We start from the raw sequence: 22,635 nt of genomic DNA on the forward strand, positions 1-22,635 counted from the left end.
CTTTTCCCAAAATGGAGTTTTTTACGGAATGTAGGGGGATGTGCTGAACGGATTATGAAAACTATTTATTCTTATAATATAGGATTTAAAGCGGACTTGACTTTAAAGGTGAAGTTTGGAATGCAGTTTGACCGCTCCCCGATTTTTTTCGGGAATCAGCGGGCAAGTGGAATGGAAAACGGAAGCTTTGAAGTTGTGTCCAAGACTATTGTAGGGAAGCGCTTTTCCCGAAATGAAGCTCTTCGCGGAATGTTGGGGTATGTGCTGACGGATAATATTTAAAATTTTTTAAATTAATTGATTAATAAGAAAGACTACAATTTCAATGAATTAGAATCTATCTTTGGTGGCATAAAATACATAAAGACCAACATTATTATAAAGTAAAGAACCGCAAATATAGTATAGGTATGGTCACCCGCATCTGGTGAAATCGGCAACAAAACAAGAGACATATTTAACATCGATTGTATTACCAATACACATATTCCACTTCTGGTTTTTGAATATACAATAGCACACATACCAGCAGCGCCCATCATATTTAAAAACAATGGCCATACTGGTAAATCTTCTATTACTCCGACATTAATTAAAACGGAAGGTAACCACCATAAAGACCATACAAAGCCGATAACCTGAGTTGCGTAAAATAGTTTGGTAATTTTTGAAAGTTCACGAAATGCTTAGCCGATCCATACTACTTCACCGAGAAAAGCCCAAGACAAAAGAAATAAAGTGAATTTTAAGGTAGGTATATAAATTTCGAAATCAAGAATGGACATATCTCCATTATAAAAAGCTACAATTACTAAAGTTATTAAACCTATGGTAAATGCGAACAGTAAGCTAAATACATACCACTTTGGGTGTACTTTCCAAACTAGCATAGGTCTAAACAAATTCTTGATTCCCTCAGTACCTTTTGTGATTTTTACAATAAAAAGTAATAAGAACATTAGTGCATAAAAGCGACCATTGGTATAAGGAAAAAAATCTATTAGTCCCTTACTTTTCAAGTAAGTGATTACAAAATTAAGTAAAGGTGCGAGAGATAAAAAAATCCATATTTCATACTTTCTTAAAAAGTCAATCATTTTTGTGGTCATCGGTAATTTCTAATTATAAGTTGGTACTTATTATCTAATATAATGAGTTAATCTATTGATGAAATAACTATTTGCTAAATATAGTTTTATCATTTTTTTTCACCACACTTTATAGTTATCCCAACTATTATTCAGGATTAAGCACCAATTTCCTTATTATTTAAAGATTAATAATCAAGTATTAATCGCTCCGAAAATTCCAAAATAATCTTCATGCATTTTACCTGGTGCCTTAGACTCGTACCATAAAGTAAAACCCGCATTTTTAAAAAGTCTTACGTAATCATGAGAGAATGATCGCTCTACACCATAAGGCTGAGAAGTTGGATTCTTGGTAAAATCAATATTTGCTCCAATGGGCTCAATTGCAATAAAGATGGAAGTTCCTAATTTGTTTAAATAAGAAAAGAATTTTTGTAATTTTTGTTCCGAAAAATATTCAAGGACACCACCTGAGGTAAAAATGATCATGTTTTTGGTTCCATTTTCTTTAATCCAATCAAATCCATCTGTCGCTACAAATTCAATTTTAATGTTTTGCTCGTACTTTTTCTTATTGAAATCTATTTGTTCAACACTTAAATCTATTCCTACAAATCTATCGATTCCCGGAAATTCTGTTGTCAAATAATTTAGTACATCTCCAGTACCTGTTCCAATCTCTACCATGGTATGGAAATTTTGAGATGTATCTTTCAATAAGTCTTGAAGCTCCTCAAATACGAGTAAGCTTTTGGACAAGAAAAAATCTTGTAAAACATTCTCTTTCTCAGAAAAATATTTTCTACCTGTTTCTTTCCAAAAATTTTCATGATACTCTGCCAACATGTTGAAATCTTTATTTTTTTCAGCATTTTTCAAAAGTGCCGAACGCATGAATCGCTCACTTAAACTAAGTCCGTTTTTGACATTAAAGCTTATACCTTTTTTTATTAATGTTTCCACTTTTTCGGGTTGTAACTTAACCAAAATTGTGCCAATAAATTCTTTAATTATTTTTTTCATTTGCTAGTGTGCTATAACATTTATTTCTTTAATTCTATAGTTTGGTTCTTTTTATATCCTAGAAAAATTTATCTTTCCTAAGGTTTTAGCTTAAACTATTTTAATCTGGACTATTTGAAAAATTTATGTTCTATTCTTTGACAGTTTACTTAGTTATGTTAATGATACTTCCACAAGTCAACATTTCATCTCCATAATATGGATTTCGAATATCCTTATCTTTACTTAGCCAAACAGCGCCTTTATTTTTATTTGCCATAGGACATTTTTGCAAATATAAAATGGGATCAACATTCTCAATATTCATAGCAATAGGCACTATATTTTCATTCAGAATTACAAAATGGTCACGTTGATTTTCCAGATTATCATTTTCTACAATGGCGTCAAACATTTTAATAGTTTTATTTAAGTGTGCTTGCTCCATCTTTCCTAAACCACTAATATCTATAGATTTTAAGGTCTTGGATGTCTCTTTTGCAAAAGCGGAAACTTGGTTAGCATCGTTTGAGACAAATGCATCTTTCATTTGAAGATAGGATGTGAGCACTTTTTCAAATTCCTTCTGAAAACTTGATGGTAAGTCTATTTTCATTTGAGACAATGGCATATCCGACGTTTCTTTTTTGCTCTTATTCATCATCGATTTTTTTCCTTGTAATTGAGCAGCGGCATCGACTGAGAATGTTCCATTAGTCACGATTTCATCGCCATTTTCAAGTCCTCCTTTTACTGTAAAATTTTCTCCATTTCGATTCGCAATCACGATTTCGCGCATTTCGAAAACGGGTTCGTTAGGATTCGTTTTTACATAGATTAAAGAGCGTTCTCCCGTCCACATAACCGCAGTTGCAGGTATGGAAATTAGGTCGTTATTCGATTCTGATGATACTTTAAGCTTTCCGTTCACGAACATTCCTGGCTTAAATAGGCCTTCTGTATTTTCTAGTGTTGCCCTTATAGTAACGGTTCTTGTTGCATTGTTTAATACCGGGTCAATAAATGAAACTTTGGCATCAAACTCTTTGTTAGGATAGGCATTGGTTACAATCTTGATATTTTGGCCTTCCTTTAGATTTGAAATCTGATTTTCGTAGGCATCAAATTCTGCCCAAACCGAATTCAAATTACTTACCCTAAGTATGGGCTGACCTTGTTTTACATAGTCGCCTTCTTTGGCAATCACTTCGGCCACAGTTCCGGAAACGGCAGCATAGATTGGAAAATTATCTCGCACACTTCCTGATGCTTCAATAGCATCGATTTGCTTGGCCGATAATTTCCAGTTTTTCAATTTATTACGTACCGCTTTATACAAATCGAGTTGCGACTTTTTTAAAGAGGCCGCTGTAATTAATTCCTGTTGAGCCGCTACAAGGTTGGGTGCATAAATAGTAGCCAACAATTGGCCTTTATTTACTTTTTGTCCTTCGTAATTGACGTTCAATTTTTCAATACGACCATCAAAATAACTAGCTTGAACAGCGTTATTTTCTTCATTTTCGGCAATCTTCCCAGATAGGGATATCATTCCATCGTCATCGGACGCCTGAGCACTACCCACTATGGTCGTTTGAATATTTGCAAGTGCCATAGCGTTTTCTGTCATTTTGATTTCGTTCATCGCTAGACCTTCGGCACTTGTTTCCGCAGGAATCAAATCCATCCCGCATATGGGACAATCGCCTGCTTCTGGTTGCATAATCTGTGGGTGCATTGAGCAAGTCCACATTTGGTTTGCCGTATCGCTAGAGTGGTTGTGGGAATCTGACATATTAGACGAATCCTTGCTTGCGTCAACATCAATCTCAGAATTTCCGAAAATGAGCCAGCCTGCAAATAATCCCACTATTACTGCGACTGCTATATATAATATGTTTTTGTTCATAATAAAAATTGTTTAATGTGTAGCACGATGTGTGTTAGGGATTGTAGCGGCATCCTTTTTTTGCTATTTCTGCAAACAAAAGATATAGCGAAAAGACTGCTCGAACGCTCTATTTCTGGTTTTGCAATCGGTCAATCATTTGTTTCATTTCTTCTATCTCCTTCTTTTGAGCTTTAATGATATCATTGGCTAATTTTTTCACTTCTGGGTCTTGAATATTTGCACGCTCACTGGTTAATATTGCTATCGAGTGGTGCGGTATCATAGCTTTCATCCAGAGTACATCGCCCACAGTTGATTTTTGGTCACGTACCAGTCCTAACGCACCTACAAATAGAACGATACTTCCAAGAACTATTGCAATATTTTTCTTCTTACTTTGATACATACCACGCATAGCAACAAACATAATTATTGCCATAGCTGCGATGCCCAAACAACTCATATAAAAGCGAGTTAGACTAAAATATACGTGGTCTATAGCATAAGTATTTAAATACATTGTAATGTACATCGCAATAAAAGATGCTAAAAGCATTCCTATAAACTTTGAGTAATTCCCTTTTTTCATTTCTTTGTGATTTTCGTTTTGTGATTTCATTTCTAATGGCTTTTAGTTTTTTAATTAATTGATTTTGTTTTTAGTCTAAGTGCATTTGCAATTACCGAAACCGAGCTAAAACTCATTGCTAATGCAGCAATCATAGGCGATAATAATATTCCGAAAACCGGAAACAATACTCCTGCGGCTACAGGAACACCTAGTGTATTATATATCAATGCAAAAAATAAATTTTGCTTGATGTTTCTCATTACTTTATGACTTAAGTTTCTTGCTTTTACAATACCGTGTAAATCGCCTTTTACTAGCGTTATCATTGCGCTTTCGATAGCCACATCAGTACCAGTACCCATTGCGATACCTACATCACTTTTGGCAAGTGCTGGCGCATCATTTATGCCATCGCCAGCCATCGCAACTACGTGTCCATTTTCTTGAAGTTTTTTAACTTCATCAAGTTTGCTTTCTGGTAACATTCCTGCTTTAAAGTTGGCAAGATTTAATTCACTTGCAACGGCTTGCGCCGTGTCGTGATTATCGCCTGTAAGCATAATCACATCAATACCTTTGTCTTGAAGTTCCTTGATGGCTTTTGCACTAGTCTCTTTGATTTTATCGCCTATAACCACATAACCAGCTACCTCGCCATCTACAGATAAGTACGAAACGGTCTTTCCTTGTTTTTGAAAAGATTGTGCTTTATCTCTCATAACGGTGGAAATAGTTGCCTTTGCATATTCCATCATCTTATCATTACCTAAATCAAGCTTTTTACCATTAACAGTTCCTTCAACTCCTTTTCCTGTAACTGCACTGAATCCTTCTACTTTATAGATTTCCGTTTTCTGTTCTTTACCATATTTTACGGTAGCCTCTGCAAGAGGATGTTCGCTTGAACTATTTAATGAAGCTATAAGTTGAGTGATATCGCTTTCGCGAAAGCGGTCTAAAAACGAGCCCATTTTCTCTACCGTAGGTTTTCCTTCGGTAATCGTACCTGTCTTATCTACGATTAAAGTATCTACCTTATCCATTTTTTCGAGTGCTTCAGCGTTCTTAATCAGCACACCGTTTTGCGCTCCTTTACCAACACCTACCATTACAGACATAGGTGTAGCCAATCCCAATGCACAAGGACAAGCGATTATCAATACCGCAATAGCATTTACAAGAGCAAACACATAGGCTGGTTCTGGTCCCCAAATCGCCCAAACTGCAAATGTTATAAGTGAAATTATAACCACTACAGGTACAAAATATCCTGAAACGGTATCTGCCAACTTCTGAATAGGTGCACGACTGCGACTGGCATCGTTTACCATATGAATAATCTGAGAAAGCAAGGTCTCACTACCGACTTTTTCGGCTTCCATTAAGAAAGACTGATTACCGTTAATTGTACCACTACTTACTTTATCATCTGTAGTTTTATTAACTGGAATAGGTTCTCCCGAAATCATCGATTCATCTACAGTAGTTTCGCCTTCTGTAATCTTGCCATCTACTGGTATTTTATCTCCTGGTTTTACTCGAAGTATGTCGCCTTTTTCTATCTGGTCGATACTGACTTCTTCCTCACTACCATTTACAACACGTATGGCTTTGTTAGGAGCAAGCTTTAATAATTCCTTTACTGCGGAGTTTGTTTTGCTATGTGCCCGCGCTTCTAAAACTTGACCCATCAATACTAATGTAAGTATCACGGTTGCTGCCTCAAAATAAACGTGAACAGCTCCTGATTCGGTTTTAAACTGTTCAGGGAAAAAGTCTGGAAACAACATTCCGAACACACTAAATAGCCACGCCACACCAGCACCTATTCCTATTAACGTAAACATATTGAGATTCCAAGTTTTGATGCTTCGGTAGGCACGCTCAAAGAACATCCACGTGGCATAAAACACTACAGGAATTGACAGCCCAAACTGAATCCAGTTCCACCATTTTTGCTCCATTACATCGTACAATGGATTGCTGGGAATCATCTCGCTCATTGCGATTATAAAAATGGGCAACGTGAACCCAACAGCTATCCAGAATTTTTTCAATAGCTTTTTATAGGTCTTTTCTTCTGCTGAACTATCTGCTTCCATCGGTACTAAATCCATTCCGCAAATAGGGCAAGCTCCAGCTTCATCTTTTACGATTTCTGGGTGCATAGGGCACGTCCATTGTTCTGTAGTGGTTGCGGAAAGATTGACTTCTTCCACCAAATCCATACCGCAGACTGGGCAATCGCCAGGCTGGTCGTATGTTTTGTCGCCCTCGCAATGCATCGGGCAGTAGAAAGTGCCAGTTCCTTTGCCTTTAGGTTTTTCCTTTTTGGTTTCTTCCATTTTATGATGCTCTCCAAGTTTGTGAATTATGTATGAGCCATCATCATCTTGCATCGCTTTTTGAAACGTTTCAATAGGGATATGTGATTCCATTTCAATCGTCGCTTCTGCTTTTTCTAAATTTACCGAAGCATTAGACACACCTTCCACTTTAGAAAGTGTCTGCTCTACGTGATTTCGACAACCGTTACAGGTCATTCCTTGAATATGATAGGTGTGTTTCATAGTATAGTATATTATTTTAATTGCAAGAAAAGCGCACCCGATAAGATGATGAGAAGTACTCCATATAGAATGTAGTTCAACAGTCTGCTAAGTGCGTTTGATGAATTATTATTTCCTGTTTTACAGCATTGTTTCATAATATTTCTTTTGCCTAAAAAAGAGAAAGGGTTTACTAACCAACCAATAAAAATATTCCTTTCTCTTAATAGGACTTTAATTTGTGCCTGAAAAGGAAAAGTTCCATAATCAATGTTAAAAAAACATCCTTTCCTAGTCAGGGCTTTATTTTATACTATCCTTCAATTTTGTGATGAAATCTATGACGACCTTTTTATCGTTTTCTGATAGTATAGCATCCTTGTGAATAAGCGTGTAACTATTCATAGGCATCTCGCCACTTTCTATCTGTTTAATGATAGACCGTAACTTACTTTTCTTTCTTCTATCAGAATAATTGCTCCACTCATTAAAATTCAATTCTGCTTTTCCTTCTTTAATATGGTCTTTTAAAAACCAAGCTGCTGGCTGAATTTTGCTATACCAAGGATATACAGTATTATTACTGTGGCAATCATAGCAAGACACCTTGAGCTGGTTCTCAATTTCAGTCGGTACTTTGTTTACCAACATAAAATCAGTTGTAGGTGTGGTATAGCTTTCATTCCTATCCGTTGGAAAGAATTGTATCACTACGAATGAGATTAACGCTATCCAAGCTATTGCCTTAAAAACCTTCATTTAGTTGATTTCTCGCTGTACTTTACCACACTTCAACATTGAGCTTCCGTAATATGGGTTTCTCACTTCTTCTTTTGTGCTTAACCAAGCTGTACCGCCATCATACATTGGGCAAAATTGCTCGTACAACTTTGTCGCTGTTCCTGTTATGGCAACCATATCTGTAATGTCCTTGCTCAAAATTTTAAAATGTTCACGTTGATGTTTGATATCGCTCTCAGAAATATGCTCTGCGTGTTCTGTTGCATCTTCAATGATGTCTGTTAATTCCTTTTGTTGACTTTCAGAATATGTTGACTTGTCAAGATTGCCAAGTGATTTAGCAAGTGTTCCACCAAGCATCTTAGCCTTGTCATTATCATCTCCTACTAGCGCATCTTTAAGATTGAAATAATCTTTTAAAATAGCTTCTGCCATTGCGTTTTGAGAATTATTCATTGCCATATTTTTTGAGCTATCCATATTTTCTTGGATTACTTCATTGCTAGCAGACGAAGGTGCTTCATTCTTATTAGCATCTTTACAAGACACGGTTAAAATCATTGTAGCGACTAAGGCTACGGTTCCAATACTTCTTTTAATTGTTTTCATTTTTATTTATTTTAGGTTATTAAATTATTTAAAATCTTACTGATAATCCTCCGCCAGCTCCAAAACGGTTATCGTAACTCGCCATAAGAGAAAAATTTCTTGATAGCATATATTCAGCTCCTGCGCTCCAGACTGTTTCGGACAGATAATCTTGGTTCATTGGTAAATCATCTACGAAACCTAAATCTATTTGGTATTCATAGTAGCCGAATACAGACAGCTTAGGGAAAATCATTATACTGCGACCTACACCAATTCTTGGTCTTAATTTATTATCAACGCGCACATCTAAATTGAATAAATAAGGTGTTAAATATCTAACTCCAACAACTGCTGTGGTACTAAATTTATCTAAGCTATCACGTGTTGAATTCTCAATATTAACACCACCAAAAACTCTTAAATAATCGTGTAGATACCGTTCATACGTAAATTCTCCTTCCAGATTTTCATTCCATCCATATTCAAAAGAGGCATTAAATTGATTTCTAATATTAGAGGTCATCAAATTAAAACCAGTAGTATGCGACGCCACATCTACCAATCCCCAAGAATACCATTTATCTGTTTCTTCAATAATTTTAGAAGCTGGAAATTCATCCATTCTTGGGTCTCGTGGCGTATCATAAGACACTACTCTTGCCATACCACCCATCATATGATATAAAATGTGGCAATGGAAAAACCAGTCTCCAGCCTCATCGCCATTATTTCCATAAAACTCGATAGTCATTTCTTCCATTGGGGGCACATTTACCGTGTGCTTTAATGGCGAGTACTCTCCATTTTCATTAAGTACTCTAAAGAAGTGACCGTGTAAGTGCATTGGGTGGTGCATCATCGTCAGGTTATTGAATGTAATGCGCGTTACCTCCTTATTATTTATTTTGATATTATCAGCCTCAGATAGTGGTACACCATTCATACTCCAGATGTAACGATTCATATTACCAGTAAGATTTAGTAATATTTCCTTAACGGGAACATCTTTGTCGTATGTTGTTTTGCTGGGCGACTTCAAATAATCATAATTGTATTCGGCAAATAGATCCATTCCCTCCATCTTCATTCCTGGCATAGAATTCTCTTTCTTCATATTCATTCCAGACATTGTTTTGTCTTTCTTCATATCCATTCCTGCCATATTAGAATGGTCCATCTTACCCATTTCTGTAGTATCTTTTGGCTTATTCATATCCATTCCAGACATTTTTGAATGATCCATCTTCATACCTTTCATTTTAGAATGATCCATTTTCATCTCTCCATCCATTTTCATTCCTTCCATTTTATCCATCTGCATCCCGTATTCCTCTTTCATCTCAAAACGCTCATCCTTACCTGGCTGAAATTTTAAGGCGTGTGCACCCATTTTCATATCCATTTTAGCCATTTTCTGCATCATCCCGATTTTATCTGGTCGAGCAACATCCATTGCAGGTAAAATTGTACCATTACCTATAAAAGCAGAGGCTGTACCAGAACCATCTTGTGCAGTAATTCTAAATTCCATCTTACCTTCTTTTGGTACCGTGACAATAAAATCATACGTTTCGGCTACTCCTATAAAAGTTTTATTTCTTTCGACAGGAACCACATCTAATCCATCTGAAGAAACCAGTACAGGTATCTCTCCTCCAAACGTCATCCAAAAAGAGGTAGAAGCTCCTCCATTAATCATTCGCAGTCTTATTTTCTCACCAGCTTTAAATTCTGGATAGTCAATGCTTTCTTCTCCATTAATTAAAAATGCAGGATAATATACATCTGCTATATCTGCACCTTCCATACGTTGCCTCCAAAAATTGAGTTGTGCTCCAAAAGCGCCACGCGCAATTACTTGATTTAAAGGTGTAGCTGTTCCTTTTTTAATACTGTACCATTCATTCCCACGCTTTAAATTACGCAGAACGTTCATCGGCTTTTCATTCGTCCAGTCAGATAAGACCAACACCAATTCTTTGTCATAATCCAACACTTTTTCTTTAGGCTGAATAACAATGGAACCGTATACGCCGCTTTGTTCTTGTAACATTGTATGGGAATGGTACCAATAGGTTCCAGATTGTTTGATAGGAAATTCGTATTTCTGTGTATGTCCTGGTTCTATAGGTGGTGTATTTAAGTACGGTACACCATCGTAAAAGTTAGGAAGTAAAAGTCCGTGCCAATGCACTGAGGTTTCTACACTCATTTCATTTTTTACATATATTATTGCATATTCACCTTCTGTAAACTCTAAAGTTGGACCGGGAATTGTCCCGTTAACGGTCATTCCCACAACATCTTTGCCTGCTTTATTCACAGTAGCCTCACGCAAGGTAATAGTGTGTTCTCTTACTGGAAGGTTATCTATATTTCCTTGTGTGTCTTGTGCATAAACACCTGTAGTTAACCCAATTAGAAACAACAAAATTATTTTAGTTTTCATTTTAGCTTTTATTTTGTAGACACGAAATTACTCTTGATTTAAAGCTTTTTGTATCACAATTATGGTTCTTATCTACCTAATTTGGTCTAAGGCGTTTCTTATGCTTTTTTGACTATTCTTATATTCCGTTAAACTCATACCAGTTTCATTCTTAAATAGCCTACTTAAATGATTGACATTGCTATAATCAAGTAGTTGTGAAATTTCTGTAAAGTTGTTTTCTTGTAATTGTATCAACTCTTTTACTTTTTCTATTTTTAACTTGATAAAGTATTTTTCTATAGTTATACTTTCATTAAATGAAAAAATCTTACTGATTTTTGAGTACTCGATACTCATCGTGCTTTCTAAATATTTAGAGAGAGTTTTTTCCAATTGTAAAGGCAGTTTTTGCAGTAACTTGATGAGTTCAATTTTAATTTGTTCTACTAGTTGCTGGTCTTGAGCAAGTAGAATTTCAAAACCATTATTTTCTAAAATCGTTTTTATATTATTAAAATCATCTTTAGACCTCTCTTCATAGATTATAGAGCCTAATTGAATATGCTTTAATTGAATACCTAATATTTCAACATCCCTCTGAATTGCTTTAATACAGCGATTACACACCATATTTTTTATGAATAATTTCTTTTCCATCGGTTAGTTAATTAGGTAATTAATCAGTGCAGATTGTATGTAATACATTTGTATGGATTCCACCTGATTCAACTCAAATTTGAGTTGAAGCTCCTGTATATCCAGTACATCGTTAAAATCGATAGTGCCTGTTTCATAGTTTTTAATAAGAATTTGCTCAGCATCTTTAGCTTGCTTTAAATTTTTAGCTTGTGTATTGTATGCTATTCTGGATTGATTACGTTGCGATTGCGCTTTCGCGAAAGCGGATTCTAAAACATTCAATCGATTCTCTTTTTGAGCGTTGATTTCTAACTGTTTCAATTCGTTTTGCTTGCTTCTAGAATCGTACTGCTTATTGAAAATGGGGATAGAGACCGAAACCATCGGCATTAAAATATCCTTCCCATTATCACTAAAATTCATATCGGGACGCTCAGAAACTGGCAAATAATCCAATCCAAAACCAATCATAGGATTGCTTTCGGCTTGATTCAACAGTTCTGATTGTGCTATGGATTCATAGAGTTTGTCATATTTAAGCAACTCTGGATTAAGTGATAGGTTATTTTCATCGTAAAAGATGTCTTCGCTGGGCAACATCAATGCTTCGAGAATGGTTACACCTGTATTTCCATCTCGATTCAGCAACTTGTTGAAGGAAGTTTGCTCTCCCAAATAGGTTTCCTCCAGCACCTCTTTTTGTTGCTGCAATTCGTTTTGTCTAATCTGCAATCGCAACACATCTACCGCTGAAGCTTTGCCAACTTCTACGGAAGTAAGTGCCAATTTTTCATAGGTCTTAAGTAGCTCTATATTCTCGTCAAGCACTTTTTGTTTTGTCTTAATTGTGTATAAGCTGTAATACGACTGAGAGACGGAAAGTGCTAGTTTACGCTTGGCGATTACGATTTCTACATATTCGGCATTAGCTATTGAACTCGCGTAATTTTCTCTAGCTGTGATAGTACCAAACCAAGGCAGCATTTGTTTTGCTGAAAAACGTGCCCGTTGAGCTCCCGTTCTAGTTTCTGGCTCACTTACAAAATAGCCAGCGCTAAATTCCGTATTCGGAATCCAATTAGCTTCGTTCACTTTTTCTTCAGCTATGTTATGGCGAAGATTGTATGCTTGTATCTCTGGACTATTACTTTCAGCTTCCTGTATAAAAGACTGTAATTCTTGGGCATTAACAAATGCAGTTAGAAGGAATAAGCAAATAACTAGATTTAACTGTTTCATTTGTATACTTTTTTAAGTTCATACTCCTTTTTCCAGCTATACAGAACAGGAACCAAAAAATAGGAAGTTATATCTATGATCATTCCTCCAAATATGGGAATGGCCATCGGTATCATAATATCACTTCCCTTTCCTGTAGATGTTAATACAGGCAGTAGTGCCAATATGGTAGTTACGGTTGTCATTAAACAAGGTCTTATTCGCTTGCCTGCAGCTTCTAAAGTTGCTTGTCTAATCCCTTTTTTATCAGTAGGGTTTTCTCTATCAAATGTTTGGGTCAGGTAGGTGGCCATAACAACACCGTCGTCAGTAGCTATACCGAACAGTGCAATAAAACCAACCCAGACAGCTACACTTAGGTTAATGGTTTTCATATTAAAAAGTGTCCGTAGATTTTCTCCGAATAAACTAAAATTGAAAAACCAATCTTGACCATATAACCAGATCATAATAAAGCCACCAGCAAATGCAACCGAGATTCCTGTAAATACCATTAATGATGTGGCTACCGATTTAAACTGAAAATATAATATCAAGAAAATAATTAACAGCGCCATAGGCACTACGATTGAAAGTGTTTTCTCTGCCCTTAGCTGATTCTCATAGGTTCCGGTAAAGCGATAACTGACACCCTGCGGAACTATTAAACTACCATTTTCGATTTTTTGTTCAATTCGAGCTTGTGCACTTTCTACAACATTAACTTCAGCGAAACCATCTAATTTATCAAACAATACATAACCTATTAAAAAGGTGTCCTCACTTTTAATAACCTGTGGTCCTTGTTCATATCTTATATCTACAAGATCACCAAGTGGCACTTGTGTACCGTTTTTAATGGGAACATAGATATTTTTCAAATCTTCTGGGTTTGACCTTAATTCTCTTGGGTAACGAACTCTTACTCCATATCGTTCCCTTCCTTCTACCGTTTGCGTAAGAGACATACCGCCAACCGCTACTTGTAATACCTCTTGAACGTCCATTATGGTTAATCCGTAACGGGCTAATTGCTTCCTCGTAATGTCAATTAGTAAATAGGGCTTACCAACGATGCGATCTGCAAAAACAGCTTGTTTCTTTACACCATTCACCTCCTTTAAAATGGTTTCCAATTGCAAACCGAAATCTTCGATAGTTTTTAAATCGGGACCTTTTACCTTAATACCCATTGGAGCTCGCATACCGGTCTGTAACATTACAAGTCTAGTTTCAATAGGCTGTAATTTTGGGGCAGATGTTACACCTGGAAATTTGGTTACCTTAACTATCTCATTCCAAATATCATCTGGACTGTTTATTTCTGGTCGCCAATTTCGGTAATATTCTCCGTCATCATCAGCAATTAAATCTCTGTTAGTAGCTGTAGTTTTTAGTTTTGAAGCTTCATAAATTGCATCATCATTTATGTCATTGTTCGGGTTGATGATATACTTGTCATTATTAAGGACAAACAATCCGTCATCGTTAACCTTGTAACGTTGCCTTAATCCATTACTATTTCTCATATATTCAGACTTATACTGAATCATGTTTTCGTACATAGATAAAGGAGCTGGGTCAAGCGCAGATTCTGTTCTACCAGATTTGCCAACCACAGTCTCTATTTCTGGAATACTGGCAACAGCCATATCTAGTTGTTGCAAAACACGTTTATTTTCTTCAACACCAGCATGCGGTAAAGAAGTAGGCATCAAAAGAAAAGAGCCTTCATTAAGAGCAGGCATAAATTCTTTGCCAGTATTTCTCATAATGAGAACCCCCAGTATTAAAATCACTGTTGGTATCGTTAAGAAAAGAAGTCGATTCTCTAAAGCCCAGCGAAGAATTTGGTCATAATACTTTTTAAAAACGGTAAATACTCCCAATAGACCGAAACAAATAATAGAAACAAAAATCAAATTCATGATAATGCTACGATCAAACCCAAGTGGTCTCCAGTATTCTGCAAGTAAGATTACAATCGCTAACGTTGATAGTACGATGTTTGTCAAATTCTCTTGTTTCGATGATATAAAAGACCTGATCTTTAAAAAAGCCACAGCACCAAAAGCAATTAACAATAAGCCCAACCAATAGCCATAAAAAATGGCGATACAACCTAGAATTATTAATAACCCATTAATAACGAATTTTGTTGCTGTTTTTAAACTTCGCTTTCTAAAAAGAAATGCGGCGATTGGTGGTATCAAGAAAAGTGCAATTACCAAAGATGCCGTTAATGCCATTGTTTTGGTAAATGCTAGCGGACGAAAAAGTTTACCTTCTGCACCTATCATTGTAAATACGGGTAAAAAACTAATAATCGTTGTTAGAACAGCTGTTAATATTGCCCCTGATACTTCTGCCGTTGCGTTATATATAATTTCATTGGTTGTATACTCTACACCATTTGCTTGAAAGCGCAGTTTCTCATCTTCTAAATGCCGAATCATATTCTCAGCGAGTATTACCCCGACATCTACCATAGTACCTATAGCGATCGCAATTCCAGATAAAGCAACGATATTTGCGTCTACATTAAACAATTTCATGGCAATGAAGACCATCAATACTGCAACCGGTAATAAACCCGAAATAAGTATAGATGCACGTAGATTGAACACCATAACTATAATTACAAGAATAGTAATAAGAATTTCTAGCGTAAGTGCTTCGTTTAACGTATGTAAGGTTTCTTGAATAAGCTCTGTACGATCATAAAAGGGGACAATTGTTAACTGAGATGTTCTCCCATCTTTCAATACTTTTGAGGGTAAACCTGATGAAATTTCTACAATCTGTTCTTTTACATTGTTAATTACCTCTAATGGATTGGCACCATATCTAGCAACCACAACGCCACCTACAACTTCAGCTCCTTCTTTATCTAGAATACCTCTTCTCGTTTGGGGGCCTAAATGTACATTCGCAATATCCTTGATATGAATTGAGGTAAAGTTTTTTGAAGTAACCACAGCATCTTCTAGGTCAGAAATAGATTTCACATAACCTAAGCCACGAACTAAATATTCCGCTTGATTCATTTCTAAAGTCTGTACACCAATATCTTGATTAGACCTTTTAACCGCCTTAACGACATCACTTAATCCAATACCATATTGACGCATTTTTTCAGGCTCAACATCAATTTGGTATTCTTGCACATAACCACCAATTGATGCAACCTCAGAAACACCACCTGCAGAAGCCAAGCCATACTTAACATAATAATCTTGAATGCTTCGTAGTTCTTGTAAATCCCATCCACCGGTTACATTACCATCCTTATCTCGACCTTCTAAAGTGTACCAATAAATTTGTCCTAATCCTGTAGCATCAGGTCCTAATGTGGGGTTGACACCATCGGGAAGCAAACCATTTGGTAAAGAATTTATTTTCTCAAGAATTCGGCTTCTAGTCCAGTAAAATTCAACATCCTCCTCAAAAATGATGTAAATACTAGAAAAGCCGAACATAGATGAACTACGAATAGTTTTAACTCCAGGTATTCCCAAAAGAGTGGTTGTTAAAGGGTACGTAATTTGGTCTTCTATATCTTGAGGAGACCTACCAACCCATTTGCTAAATACTATTTGTTGATTTTCTCCTATATCTGGTATTGCATCTACGGCAACAGGATTTGATGGTAGAATTCCGGTATTCCAATTAAATGGAGTGCTTATAATTCCCCAGCTTACAAACAGGGAAAACAATAGAGCTGCAACGAGCTTATTCTCGATAAGAAATTTGATAGCTTTATTAAGCATATACTTTGATTATTAAACATTTACGAATGATTTGAAATCCTGAAACACAGAAATACAAATACAACAAATTGAGCCCTAGTCGATAGTTATCGAAGGGCGAATCACGAATGTTTAATAAATCAAATTAAGAAGGTCTGGTGCAAGACTTGCACATCCCGTATGACAAATGGTGGTGGATAATCTTTATAAGGAACCTCCTCTGATGCCGTTCCTTCAAAAAGATTGATGTAAGAGTAAAGGAATGATGCAACAAAAATCTGTTGCTCAAATGTGAGTGTGCTGAAATTATTTTTTAAATCTTCTTGTCCCTCGATGATGATTTGTTCATCTGAGCAACAGGATTTATTTTTCATTTCTGGATTTTCACAAGTTGATACAACTTGCTCTTTTTTCATTCCACAAGTTTCCACATTATGAAAGAAAGAATAATCGACCATAGTATCTCCACAGTAATGCAAATCAATGGTAAATGACATCGTAGAGAATAACACTACGAACGCCATCAAGATTGACATTATTTTTTGAGATACTTTTTTCATTAGCACAAATATATAAAAATTTAAAATTTTTATTGAGTTTAACAATAATTTAATTTGTAATGGTTTGAACCAAGTAAGCTGAAAATCGGGGACTTACAATTTAAAATCTTTGGGAGTAGTACTCAAATAATTGCTATTGACTGTTTTTAATGTCAAATAATGATAATTTTTATTTTGATTAGCAAAACAAAGAAATGTTGTACCTATGTTGTACCCAAGCATAAAAAAAGCCTCTCAATTTCTTGAAAGGCTTGATTTTATTAGTAGCGGGGACTGGACTCGAACCAGCGACCTTCGGGTTATGAGCCCGACGAGCTACCTACTGCTCTACCCCGCGATATGGGTTTTTATCTCACTTGTCTTGCGACTTCAGGTCATTAAGCTGACGAAATAAAGGTGCGCTACTATTTGTAACGGGCTGCAAATATACAACACATTTTCTCTTAATTCCAAACTTATTTAAATAATATTTTTTAAGAGCATTATCTTTTAAAAAACATTAAATCCATAACTTCGGTTTTTTACAATTCTATGGATACAATTAATGACTTTATAGCAAGCGCATTGCCATATACTGAGTGGCCAATGTTTCTTTTATTAATAGGCGGTGGACTCTTTCTTGTCTTTTATTCAAAACTAATGCCTTATCGTTTTTTTGGTCATGCAATCGCAATTACTGCGGGTAAATATGATAATAAAGACTCCAAGGGAGATGTTAGTTCTTTTCAAGCTTTGTCAGCAGCTGTTGCGGCAACAGTTGGTTTAGGAAATATTTCAGGAGTTGCGATCGCAATACATGATGGCGGGCCAGGTGTGGTTTTTTGGATATGGATGACTGCATTGATCGGTATGTGTATAAAGTTTTATTCCTGTAGTTTGGCAATTATGTATCGCGGAACGGATTCGGATGGTAAGTTGCAAGGTGGACCTATGTATTATATAACTAAAGGATTAGGTGAAAAGGCTAGACCTTTAGCTATATTTTTCGCAGTTTGTGGACTGTTTGGATTTTTAGGTGTGTTCACTGCTAACCAGTTTACGGAAACATTCATGAGCGTAGTTGATCCTGGGGCTACCATCATGGATATGAGTGACGAGAATTGGAAATGGACTATAGGTCTTATATTGGCTGTCATAACCTCATTTGTAATCTTCGGCGGATTAACCAAGATAGCGAAAGTTGCATCTGCAATAGTTCCGTTCATGGTAGCTGTATATTTAATTGCTGTAATAGCGGTAATGGCTATGAATTCCGGTCAAATAATGCCGGCTTTGAAAATGATATTTGTAGAAGCTTGGAATTTTAAATCTTTAGCTACGGGCGGATTTTGGGGTCTTGTAATTATAGGTGTCCGTAGGGCAATGTTTTCTAACGAAGCTGGTTTAGGTAGTGCGCCTATGTACCATGGGCAATCTAAGAATGATGAACCAATTCGTGAAGGGTTGGTTGCCATGTTGGGTCCGTTTATTGATACCATTTTAGTATGTACGTTTACCGCAATTGTAATCATATTAAGTGGAGCGTATTTAGAAGACTCAAGCGGAATAGTAATGACGTTATCGGCCTTTAAAAAAACCTTATTTGGTTGGGGAGATGTATTATTAATGGTTATTGTTACTGCTTTTGCATTGTCTACCTTGTTTACTTATTCGTATTACGGTGTAAAATCATTGTCTTTCTTGACCAATGCTAAAATCGGTAAGTTTTACAACTGGTATTTTGTAATAATGATTGTCTTCGCTGCAGTAGCATCATTGGAGTTGGTAAAGAATTTAATTGATTTGTCATACGCACTAATGGTGATACCTAATATGATTGCCGTACTTTTGTTGGCTCCAAAGGTTAATAAAGAAGCAAAGAAATACTTTCAGAAGTTAAAGAGTGAGCACTGATAATTTTGAACATGAATTTTTTGGTATTGGTATCCAAAACGGAAAAACACCTGAAAATTTGGGAGTGTTGTGGCGAACGGCACAAAATCTTGGAGCTAGTTTTATCTTCACCATTGGTAATAGATATGCCAAACAAGCAAGTGATACGCACCATGCGGTGAAGGCTATGCCTTATTTTCATTACGAAACGTTTGATGCGTTCTATGATAATTTACCGAAAGGTGCTATGCTGGTTGGTGTAGAAATGATAAAAAGTGCGGTAGACTTAGAAACATTTAAGCATCCTAGAAGATGTGTATATTTACTTGGGGCAGAGGATCACGGACTGTCGAATAAAGCTTGTGAAAAATCGCACCATTTAGTTCGTTTTAAATCGGTTAAAAGCCTTAATGTGGCAGTAGCCGGTAGTATTGTTATGTATGATAGAAATCTATCAAAACCGCGTATGCGTTAAAAGATAAAATTATGGGAGATCATAAATCCGGATTTGTAAATATAATAGGAAATCCTAATGTAGGTAAGTCAACATTGATGAATGCTTTTGTGGGTGAAAAATTATCCATTATTACTTCAAAGGCACAAACTACGAGACATCGTATTTTGGGTATTGTGAATGGGGATGATTTCCAGGTTATTTTATCTGATACTCCAGGTATCATAAAACCTGCATATCAACTTCAAAGCAGTATGATGGATTTTGTGAAATCTGCATTCGAAGATGCCGATGTACTTTTGTATATGGTTGAAATAGGTGAGAAGGCATTGAAAGATGAGGCTTTCTTTGAGAAAATTAAAAATAGTAAAATTCCTGTTTTATTATTGTTGAACAAGGTAGATACCGCTACGCAAGAATTGTTGGAAGAGCAGGTTCAGTATTGGCAAGAAATGCTGCCGAGTGTAGAGTTGCATCCTATTTCTGCATTATCTAATTTTAATGTTAAAGGTGTTTTTGAGCGTATTATAGAATTGTTGCCAATGTCACCGGCATATTATCCAAAAGACCAATTAACGGATAAGCCAGAACGTTTCTTTGTAAATGAAACGATACGAGAGAAAATCTTATTGAATTACAAAAAGGAAATTCCGTATGCAGTTGAAATAGAAACTGAGGAGTTTTTTGAAGATGAAGATATTATTCGCATGCGTGCCGTAATTATGGTAGAGCGCGATTCTCAAAAAGGTATTATTATTGGTCATAAAGGTTCGGCTCTAAAAAAAGTAGGGGTAGAAGCTAGAAAAGACTTGGAGAAATTCTTCGGCAAACAAGTCCATATAGAATTATATGTAAAAGTGAATAAAAACTGGCGTAGTAATGCGCGTCAACTGAAGCGATTTGGTTATAATAAATAGAAATAATCTAAGTTACAGTTCAGTGCCATTATAATCAGGGGTTAGATTTTATTTTTTTAAAAAATCTTTGTCTGTTTTTGAAAGCTTTAGTTATCAGTGTATTGATGAGAACTAAGCTTTCAATATTAGCTGACATCATAAATTTTTTACCTCAATTGAAGGTTTTAGTCTTTAATTTGAAAAGAATACATTATTTTTGATTTATCGATAAAATGTCATAAATCCCCGATGAAATGCAAAATGTAATTATTTTTGGTGCCTCTGGTCATGGTAGTGTCGTTTTGGATTGCATAGAAAAAGAGGGTAAATATAATGTTGTGGGTTTTGTTGATTCTTTCAAGCAAAAAGGAACTAATATTAATGGATATCAAATTCTAGGTTCTGAAAAAGATTTACCGTATTTAATTGATAGTTTCAATATTGTTGGTGGTATTGTAGCTATTGGGGATAATTGGGTAAGAAAATTTATAGTAGATAAAATTTTTAAAATAGTTCCAGATTTTAGTTTTATAAATACTATCCACCCCAAAGCTATTTTAGGAAAAGATGTTCTTTTAGGTTGTGGTAATGTATTTATGCCAGGTGCTATAGTAAATGCAAACTCTATTGTCCATGACTTTTGTATTATTAATACAAATTCTTCATTAGGTCATGATGGTATAATGGATTCATATTCAAGTTTAGCGCCATCGGTATGTACAGGTGGAAATTTAAAACTAGGTAGGTTTTCTGCGGTTAGTCTAGGGGCAAATATTGTAAATGGTATTGAAATTGGCCAACATACTATTATTGGAGCTGGTTCTCTTGTCGTAGACCATTTTGGTAATAACATTGTTGCTTATGGTTCGCCCGCAAAAATCATTCGCAAAAGAGACGTTGGAGAATCTTATTTATCTACACCTAAAAAGCAACAATTTTATAAATTGGAAAATTTTGATAATGTTCAATTAAATCTCTCTATTCAAGATATATAGTGTAATTGCCACTTTAAATATTACCTTTGCACCAAATTTAAGCTATGGGTGCTATTGTTGCCATTGTAGGGAGACCTAATGTAGGAAAATCAACATTTTTTAATAGATTAATTCAAAGACGCGAGGCTATTGTTGATGCCGTTAGCGGTGTTACTCGTGATCGCCATTATGGTAAGAGTGATTGGAACGGTAAAGAGTTTTCAATTATCGATACCGGTGGATATGTTGTTGGTAGTGATGATGTCTTTGAGAAGGAAATTGATAGGCAAGTTGAACTGGCAATAGAAGAAGCTGATGCCATAATATTTATGGTAGATGTGGAGACCGGGGTAACCGGTATGGATGAAGATGTTGCTAAATTATTAAGACGAGTTAAAAAGCCGGTTTTTTTAGCGGTGAATAAAGTGGACAATGCCAAAAGAGCGGAAGATGCTGTTGAATTTTATTCTTTAGGTCTTGGTGAGTATTTTACATTGTCCAGTATAAATGGTGGTGGATCTGGAGAACTGCTAGATGCTTTGGTAGAAAAATTGCCAGATGTAGTTGAGGAAGAAAGTGACTTACCAAGATTTGCGGTAGTTGGTAGACCCAACGCTGGTAAGTCTTCATTCATAAATGCATTGATTGGTGAGGATAGATATATAGTAACGGATATCGCCGGTACTACAAGAGATAGTATCGATACAAAATATAATAGATTCGGATTTGAATTTAACCTCGTAGATACGGCAGGTATTCGTCGTAAGGCGAAGGTGAAAGAAGATTTGGAATTTTATTCTGTAATGCGTTCCGTAAGAGCGATTGAGCATTGCGATGTCTGTATTTTAATGTTGGATGCAACAAGAGGATTTGATGGTCAAGTAGAAAATATCTTTTGGCTTGCTCAGCGTAACCATAAGGGAATAGTAATTCTTGTGAATAAGTGGGATTTGGTCGAGGATAAAGAGACCAATACCATAAAACATTATACCGATAAAATTAAAAAAGCCATTGAGCCATTTACCGATGTACCTATTCTTTTTGTTTCTGTATTGACTAAGCAACGAATTTTTAAGGCAATTGAAACTGCTGTAGAAGTGTATAATAATCGTAATAAAAAAATTATAACCCGTAAGTTCAATGAAACGATGTTGCCAATAATTGAGAACTATCCGCCGCCGGCATATAAAGGAAAGTTTGTTAAGATTAAATTCTGTACACAATTACCGACTCCGTATCCGCAGTTTGCATTCTTTTGTAACCTGCCACAATATGTGCGTGAGCCATATAAGCGTTATTTAGAGAATAAAATTCGTGAAGAATATGATTTCTCTGGTGTGCCTATCACTGTGTTTATGAGAAAGAAGTAGGTTGCTATGGGATTAAGTTAATCAGGTTTAAGAATA

18 protein-coding genes and 1 tRNA gene are annotated in these 22,635 nt (G+C 35.8%); 6 read left to right on the forward strand and 13 right to left on the reverse strand.

The window, feature by feature from the left end; translation table 11 throughout:
* Positions 1-54: 54 nt before the first annotated feature.
* Positions 55-282, forward strand: coding sequence for a hypothetical protein (locus SJY30_RS17700; protein WP_396633433.1), 228 nt, complete (start codon positions 55-57; stop codon positions 280-282).
* 404 nt (positions 283-686) lie between these two features.
* Here the strand turns inward: SJY30_RS17700 and SJY30_RS17705 are convergent, their stop codons facing one another.
* From SJY30_RS17705 to SJY30_RS17765, 13 genes are all read right to left on the reverse strand, one after another.
* The gene (locus tag SJY30_RS17705) at positions 687-1,109 is read right to left on the reverse strand and encodes a hypothetical protein (protein ID WP_396633434.1); all 423 of its coding nucleotides are present in this window, start codon (positions 1,107-1,109) and stop codon (positions 687-689) included.
* Between the two features lie 174 nt (positions 1,110-1,283).
* Complete coding sequence (locus SJY30_RS17710; RefSeq protein ID WP_396633435.1) at positions 1,284-2,114, reverse strand: class I SAM-dependent methyltransferase; 831 nt, start codon at positions 2,112-2,114, stop codon at positions 1,284-1,286.
* A 145-nt stretch (positions 2,115-2,259) separates the two neighbouring features.
* Positions 2,260-4,002, reverse strand: coding sequence for an efflux RND transporter periplasmic adaptor subunit (locus SJY30_RS17715; protein WP_396633436.1), 1,743 nt, complete (start codon positions 4,000-4,002; stop codon positions 2,260-2,262).
* 109 nt (positions 4,003-4,111) lie between these two features.
* Positions 4,112-4,603 carry a DUF305 domain-containing protein gene (locus SJY30_RS17720; RefSeq protein ID WP_396633437.1) on the reverse strand — a complete coding sequence of 164 codons (492 nt, stop codon included), beginning with the start codon at positions 4,601-4,603 and terminating at the stop codon, positions 4,112-4,114.
* A gap of 20 nt (positions 4,604-4,623) precedes the next feature.
* Positions 4,624-7,125, reverse strand: a complete 2,502-nt coding sequence (locus SJY30_RS17725; protein ID WP_396633438.1) for a heavy metal translocating P-type ATPase — start codon at positions 7,123-7,125, stop codon at positions 4,624-4,626.
* A gap of 282 nt (positions 7,126-7,407) precedes the next feature.
* Positions 7,408-7,863, reverse strand: coding sequence for a heme-binding domain-containing protein (locus tag SJY30_RS17730; RefSeq protein WP_396633439.1), 456 nt, complete (start codon positions 7,861-7,863; stop codon positions 7,408-7,410).
* A complete protein-coding gene (locus tag SJY30_RS17735; RefSeq protein ID WP_271855606.1) occupies positions 7,864-8,454 on the reverse strand; it encodes a DUF3347 domain-containing protein in 591 nt (196 codons plus the stop codon).
* Positions 8,455-8,482: 28 nt separating this feature from the next.
* Positions 8,483-10,885 carry a multicopper oxidase domain-containing protein gene (locus tag SJY30_RS17740; protein WP_396633440.1) on the reverse strand — a complete coding sequence of 801 codons (2,403 nt, stop codon included), beginning with the start codon at positions 10,883-10,885 and terminating at the stop codon, positions 8,483-8,485.
* 72 nt (positions 10,886-10,957) lie between these two features.
* Entirely contained in the window at positions 10,958-11,524 is a 567-nt protein-coding gene (locus tag SJY30_RS17745; RefSeq protein ID WP_073240373.1) for an AraC family transcriptional regulator, read from the reverse strand.
* Between the two features lie 3 nt (positions 11,525-11,527).
* Positions 11,528-12,745, reverse strand: coding sequence for a TolC family protein (locus tag SJY30_RS17750; RefSeq protein WP_396633441.1), 1,218 nt, complete (start codon positions 12,743-12,745; stop codon positions 11,528-11,530).
* Positions 12,742-16,494: an efflux RND transporter permease subunit gene (locus tag SJY30_RS17755; RefSeq protein ID WP_396633442.1), complete on the reverse strand. Its 3,753-nt coding sequence runs from the start codon at positions 16,492-16,494 to the stop codon at positions 12,742-12,744. The genes SJY30_RS17750 and SJY30_RS17755 overlap by 4 nt, the downstream gene beginning before the upstream one ends.
* A gap of 119 nt (positions 16,495-16,613) precedes the next feature.
* Positions 16,614-17,033: an HYC_CC_PP family protein gene (locus SJY30_RS17760; protein ID WP_299323151.1), complete on the reverse strand. Its 420-nt coding sequence runs from the start codon at positions 17,031-17,033 to the stop codon at positions 16,614-16,616.
* A gap of 264 nt (positions 17,034-17,297) precedes the next feature.
* Positions 17,298-17,370: transfer RNA gene (locus SJY30_RS17765), tRNA-Met, on the reverse strand.
* Between the two features lie 194 nt (positions 17,371-17,564).
* On the opposite strand from SJY30_RS17765, the gene SJY30_RS17770 reads away from it, so the two are divergent.
* The 5 genes from SJY30_RS17770 (at position 17,565) to der (ending at position 22,599) form a co-directional block, all read left to right on the forward strand.
* Positions 17,565-18,926, forward strand: a complete 1,362-nt coding sequence (locus tag SJY30_RS17770; protein WP_396633443.1) for an alanine/glycine:cation symporter family protein — start codon at positions 17,565-17,567, stop codon at positions 18,924-18,926.
* On the forward strand, positions 18,916-19,380 hold the full coding sequence (locus SJY30_RS17775; RefSeq protein WP_396633444.1) for an RNA methyltransferase: 465 nt from the start codon (positions 18,916-18,918) through the stop codon (positions 19,378-19,380). The genes SJY30_RS17770 and SJY30_RS17775 overlap by 11 nt, the downstream gene beginning before the upstream one ends.
* An 11-nt stretch (positions 19,381-19,391) precedes the next feature.
* Positions 19,392-20,276, forward strand: coding sequence for a GTPase Era (gene era / locus SJY30_RS17780; protein WP_396633445.1), 885 nt, complete (start codon positions 19,392-19,394; stop codon positions 20,274-20,276).
* 233 nt (positions 20,277-20,509) lie between these two features.
* A complete protein-coding gene (locus SJY30_RS17785; protein ID WP_396633446.1) occupies positions 20,510-21,250 on the forward strand; it encodes a NeuD/PglB/VioB family sugar acetyltransferase in 741 nt (246 codons plus the stop codon).
* Positions 21,251-21,294: 44 nt separating this feature from the next.
* Entirely contained in the window at positions 21,295-22,599 is a 1,305-nt protein-coding gene (gene der, locus SJY30_RS17790; RefSeq protein ID WP_036156478.1) for a ribosome biogenesis GTPase Der, read from the forward strand.
* The last annotated feature ends 36 nt before the right edge of the window (positions 22,600-22,635 follow it).

Source organism: Maribacter sp. R86514 (assembly GCF_044597005.1).
In the GTDB taxonomy this organism is placed as follows: Bacteria; Bacteroidota; Bacteroidia; order Flavobacteriales; family Flavobacteriaceae; genus Maribacter.

Bases quoted from the DNA above. Each gene is read 5' to 3' on its own strand.
- der (WP_036156478.1), top strand. From the start codon at position 21,295: ATGGGTGCTATTGTTGCCATTGTAGGGAGACCTAATGTAGGAAAATCA.
- SJY30_RS17735 (WP_271855606.1), bottom strand. From the start codon at position 8,454: ATGAAAACAATTAAAAGAAGTATTGGAACCGTAGCCTTAGTCGCTACA.
- era (WP_396633445.1), top strand. From the start codon at position 19,392: ATGGGAGATCATAAATCCGGATTTGTAAATATAATAGGAAATCCTAAT.
- SJY30_RS17715 (WP_396633436.1), bottom strand. From the start codon at position 4,002: ATGAACAAAAACATATTATATATAGCAGTCGCAGTAATAGTGGGATTA.
- SJY30_RS17770 (WP_396633443.1), top strand. From the start codon at position 17,565: ATGGATACAATTAATGACTTTATAGCAAGCGCATTGCCATATACTGAG.
- SJY30_RS17750 (WP_396633441.1), bottom strand. From the start codon at position 12,745: ATGAAACAGTTAAATCTAGTTATTTGCTTATTCCTTCTAACTGCATTT.
- SJY30_RS17755 (WP_396633442.1), bottom strand. From the start codon at position 16,494: ATGCTTAATAAAGCTATCAAATTTCTTATCGAGAATAAGCTCGTTGCA.
- SJY30_RS17745 (WP_073240373.1), bottom strand. From the start codon at position 11,524: ATGGAAAAGAAATTATTCATAAAAAATATGGTGTGTAATCGCTGTATT.
- SJY30_RS17740 (WP_396633440.1), bottom strand. From the start codon at position 10,885: ATGAAAACTAAAATAATTTTGTTGTTTCTAATTGGGTTAACTACAGGT.
- SJY30_RS17785 (WP_396633446.1), top strand. From the start codon at position 20,510: ATGCAAAATGTAATTATTTTTGGTGCCTCTGGTCATGGTAGTGTCGTT.
- SJY30_RS17725 (WP_396633438.1), bottom strand. From the start codon at position 7,125: ATGAAACACACCTATCATATTCAAGGAATGACCTGTAACGGTTGTCGA.
- SJY30_RS17710 (WP_396633435.1), bottom strand. From the start codon at position 2,114: ATGAAAAAAATAATTAAAGAATTTATTGGCACAATTTTGGTTAAGTTA.
- SJY30_RS17730 (WP_396633439.1), bottom strand. From the start codon at position 7,863: ATGAAGGTTTTTAAGGCAATAGCTTGGATAGCGTTAATCTCATTCGTA.
- SJY30_RS17705 (WP_396633434.1), bottom strand. From the start codon at position 1,109: ATGACCACAAAAATGATTGACTTTTTAAGAAAGTATGAAATATGGATT.
- SJY30_RS17700 (WP_396633433.1), top strand. From the start codon at position 55: ATGAAAACTATTTATTCTTATAATATAGGATTTAAAGCGGACTTGACT.
- SJY30_RS17720 (WP_396633437.1), bottom strand. From the start codon at position 4,603: ATGAAATCACAAAACGAAAATCACAAAGAAATGAAAAAAGGGAATTAC.
- SJY30_RS17760 (WP_299323151.1), bottom strand. From the start codon at position 17,033: ATGAAAAAAGTATCTCAAAAAATAATGTCAATCTTGATGGCGTTCGTA.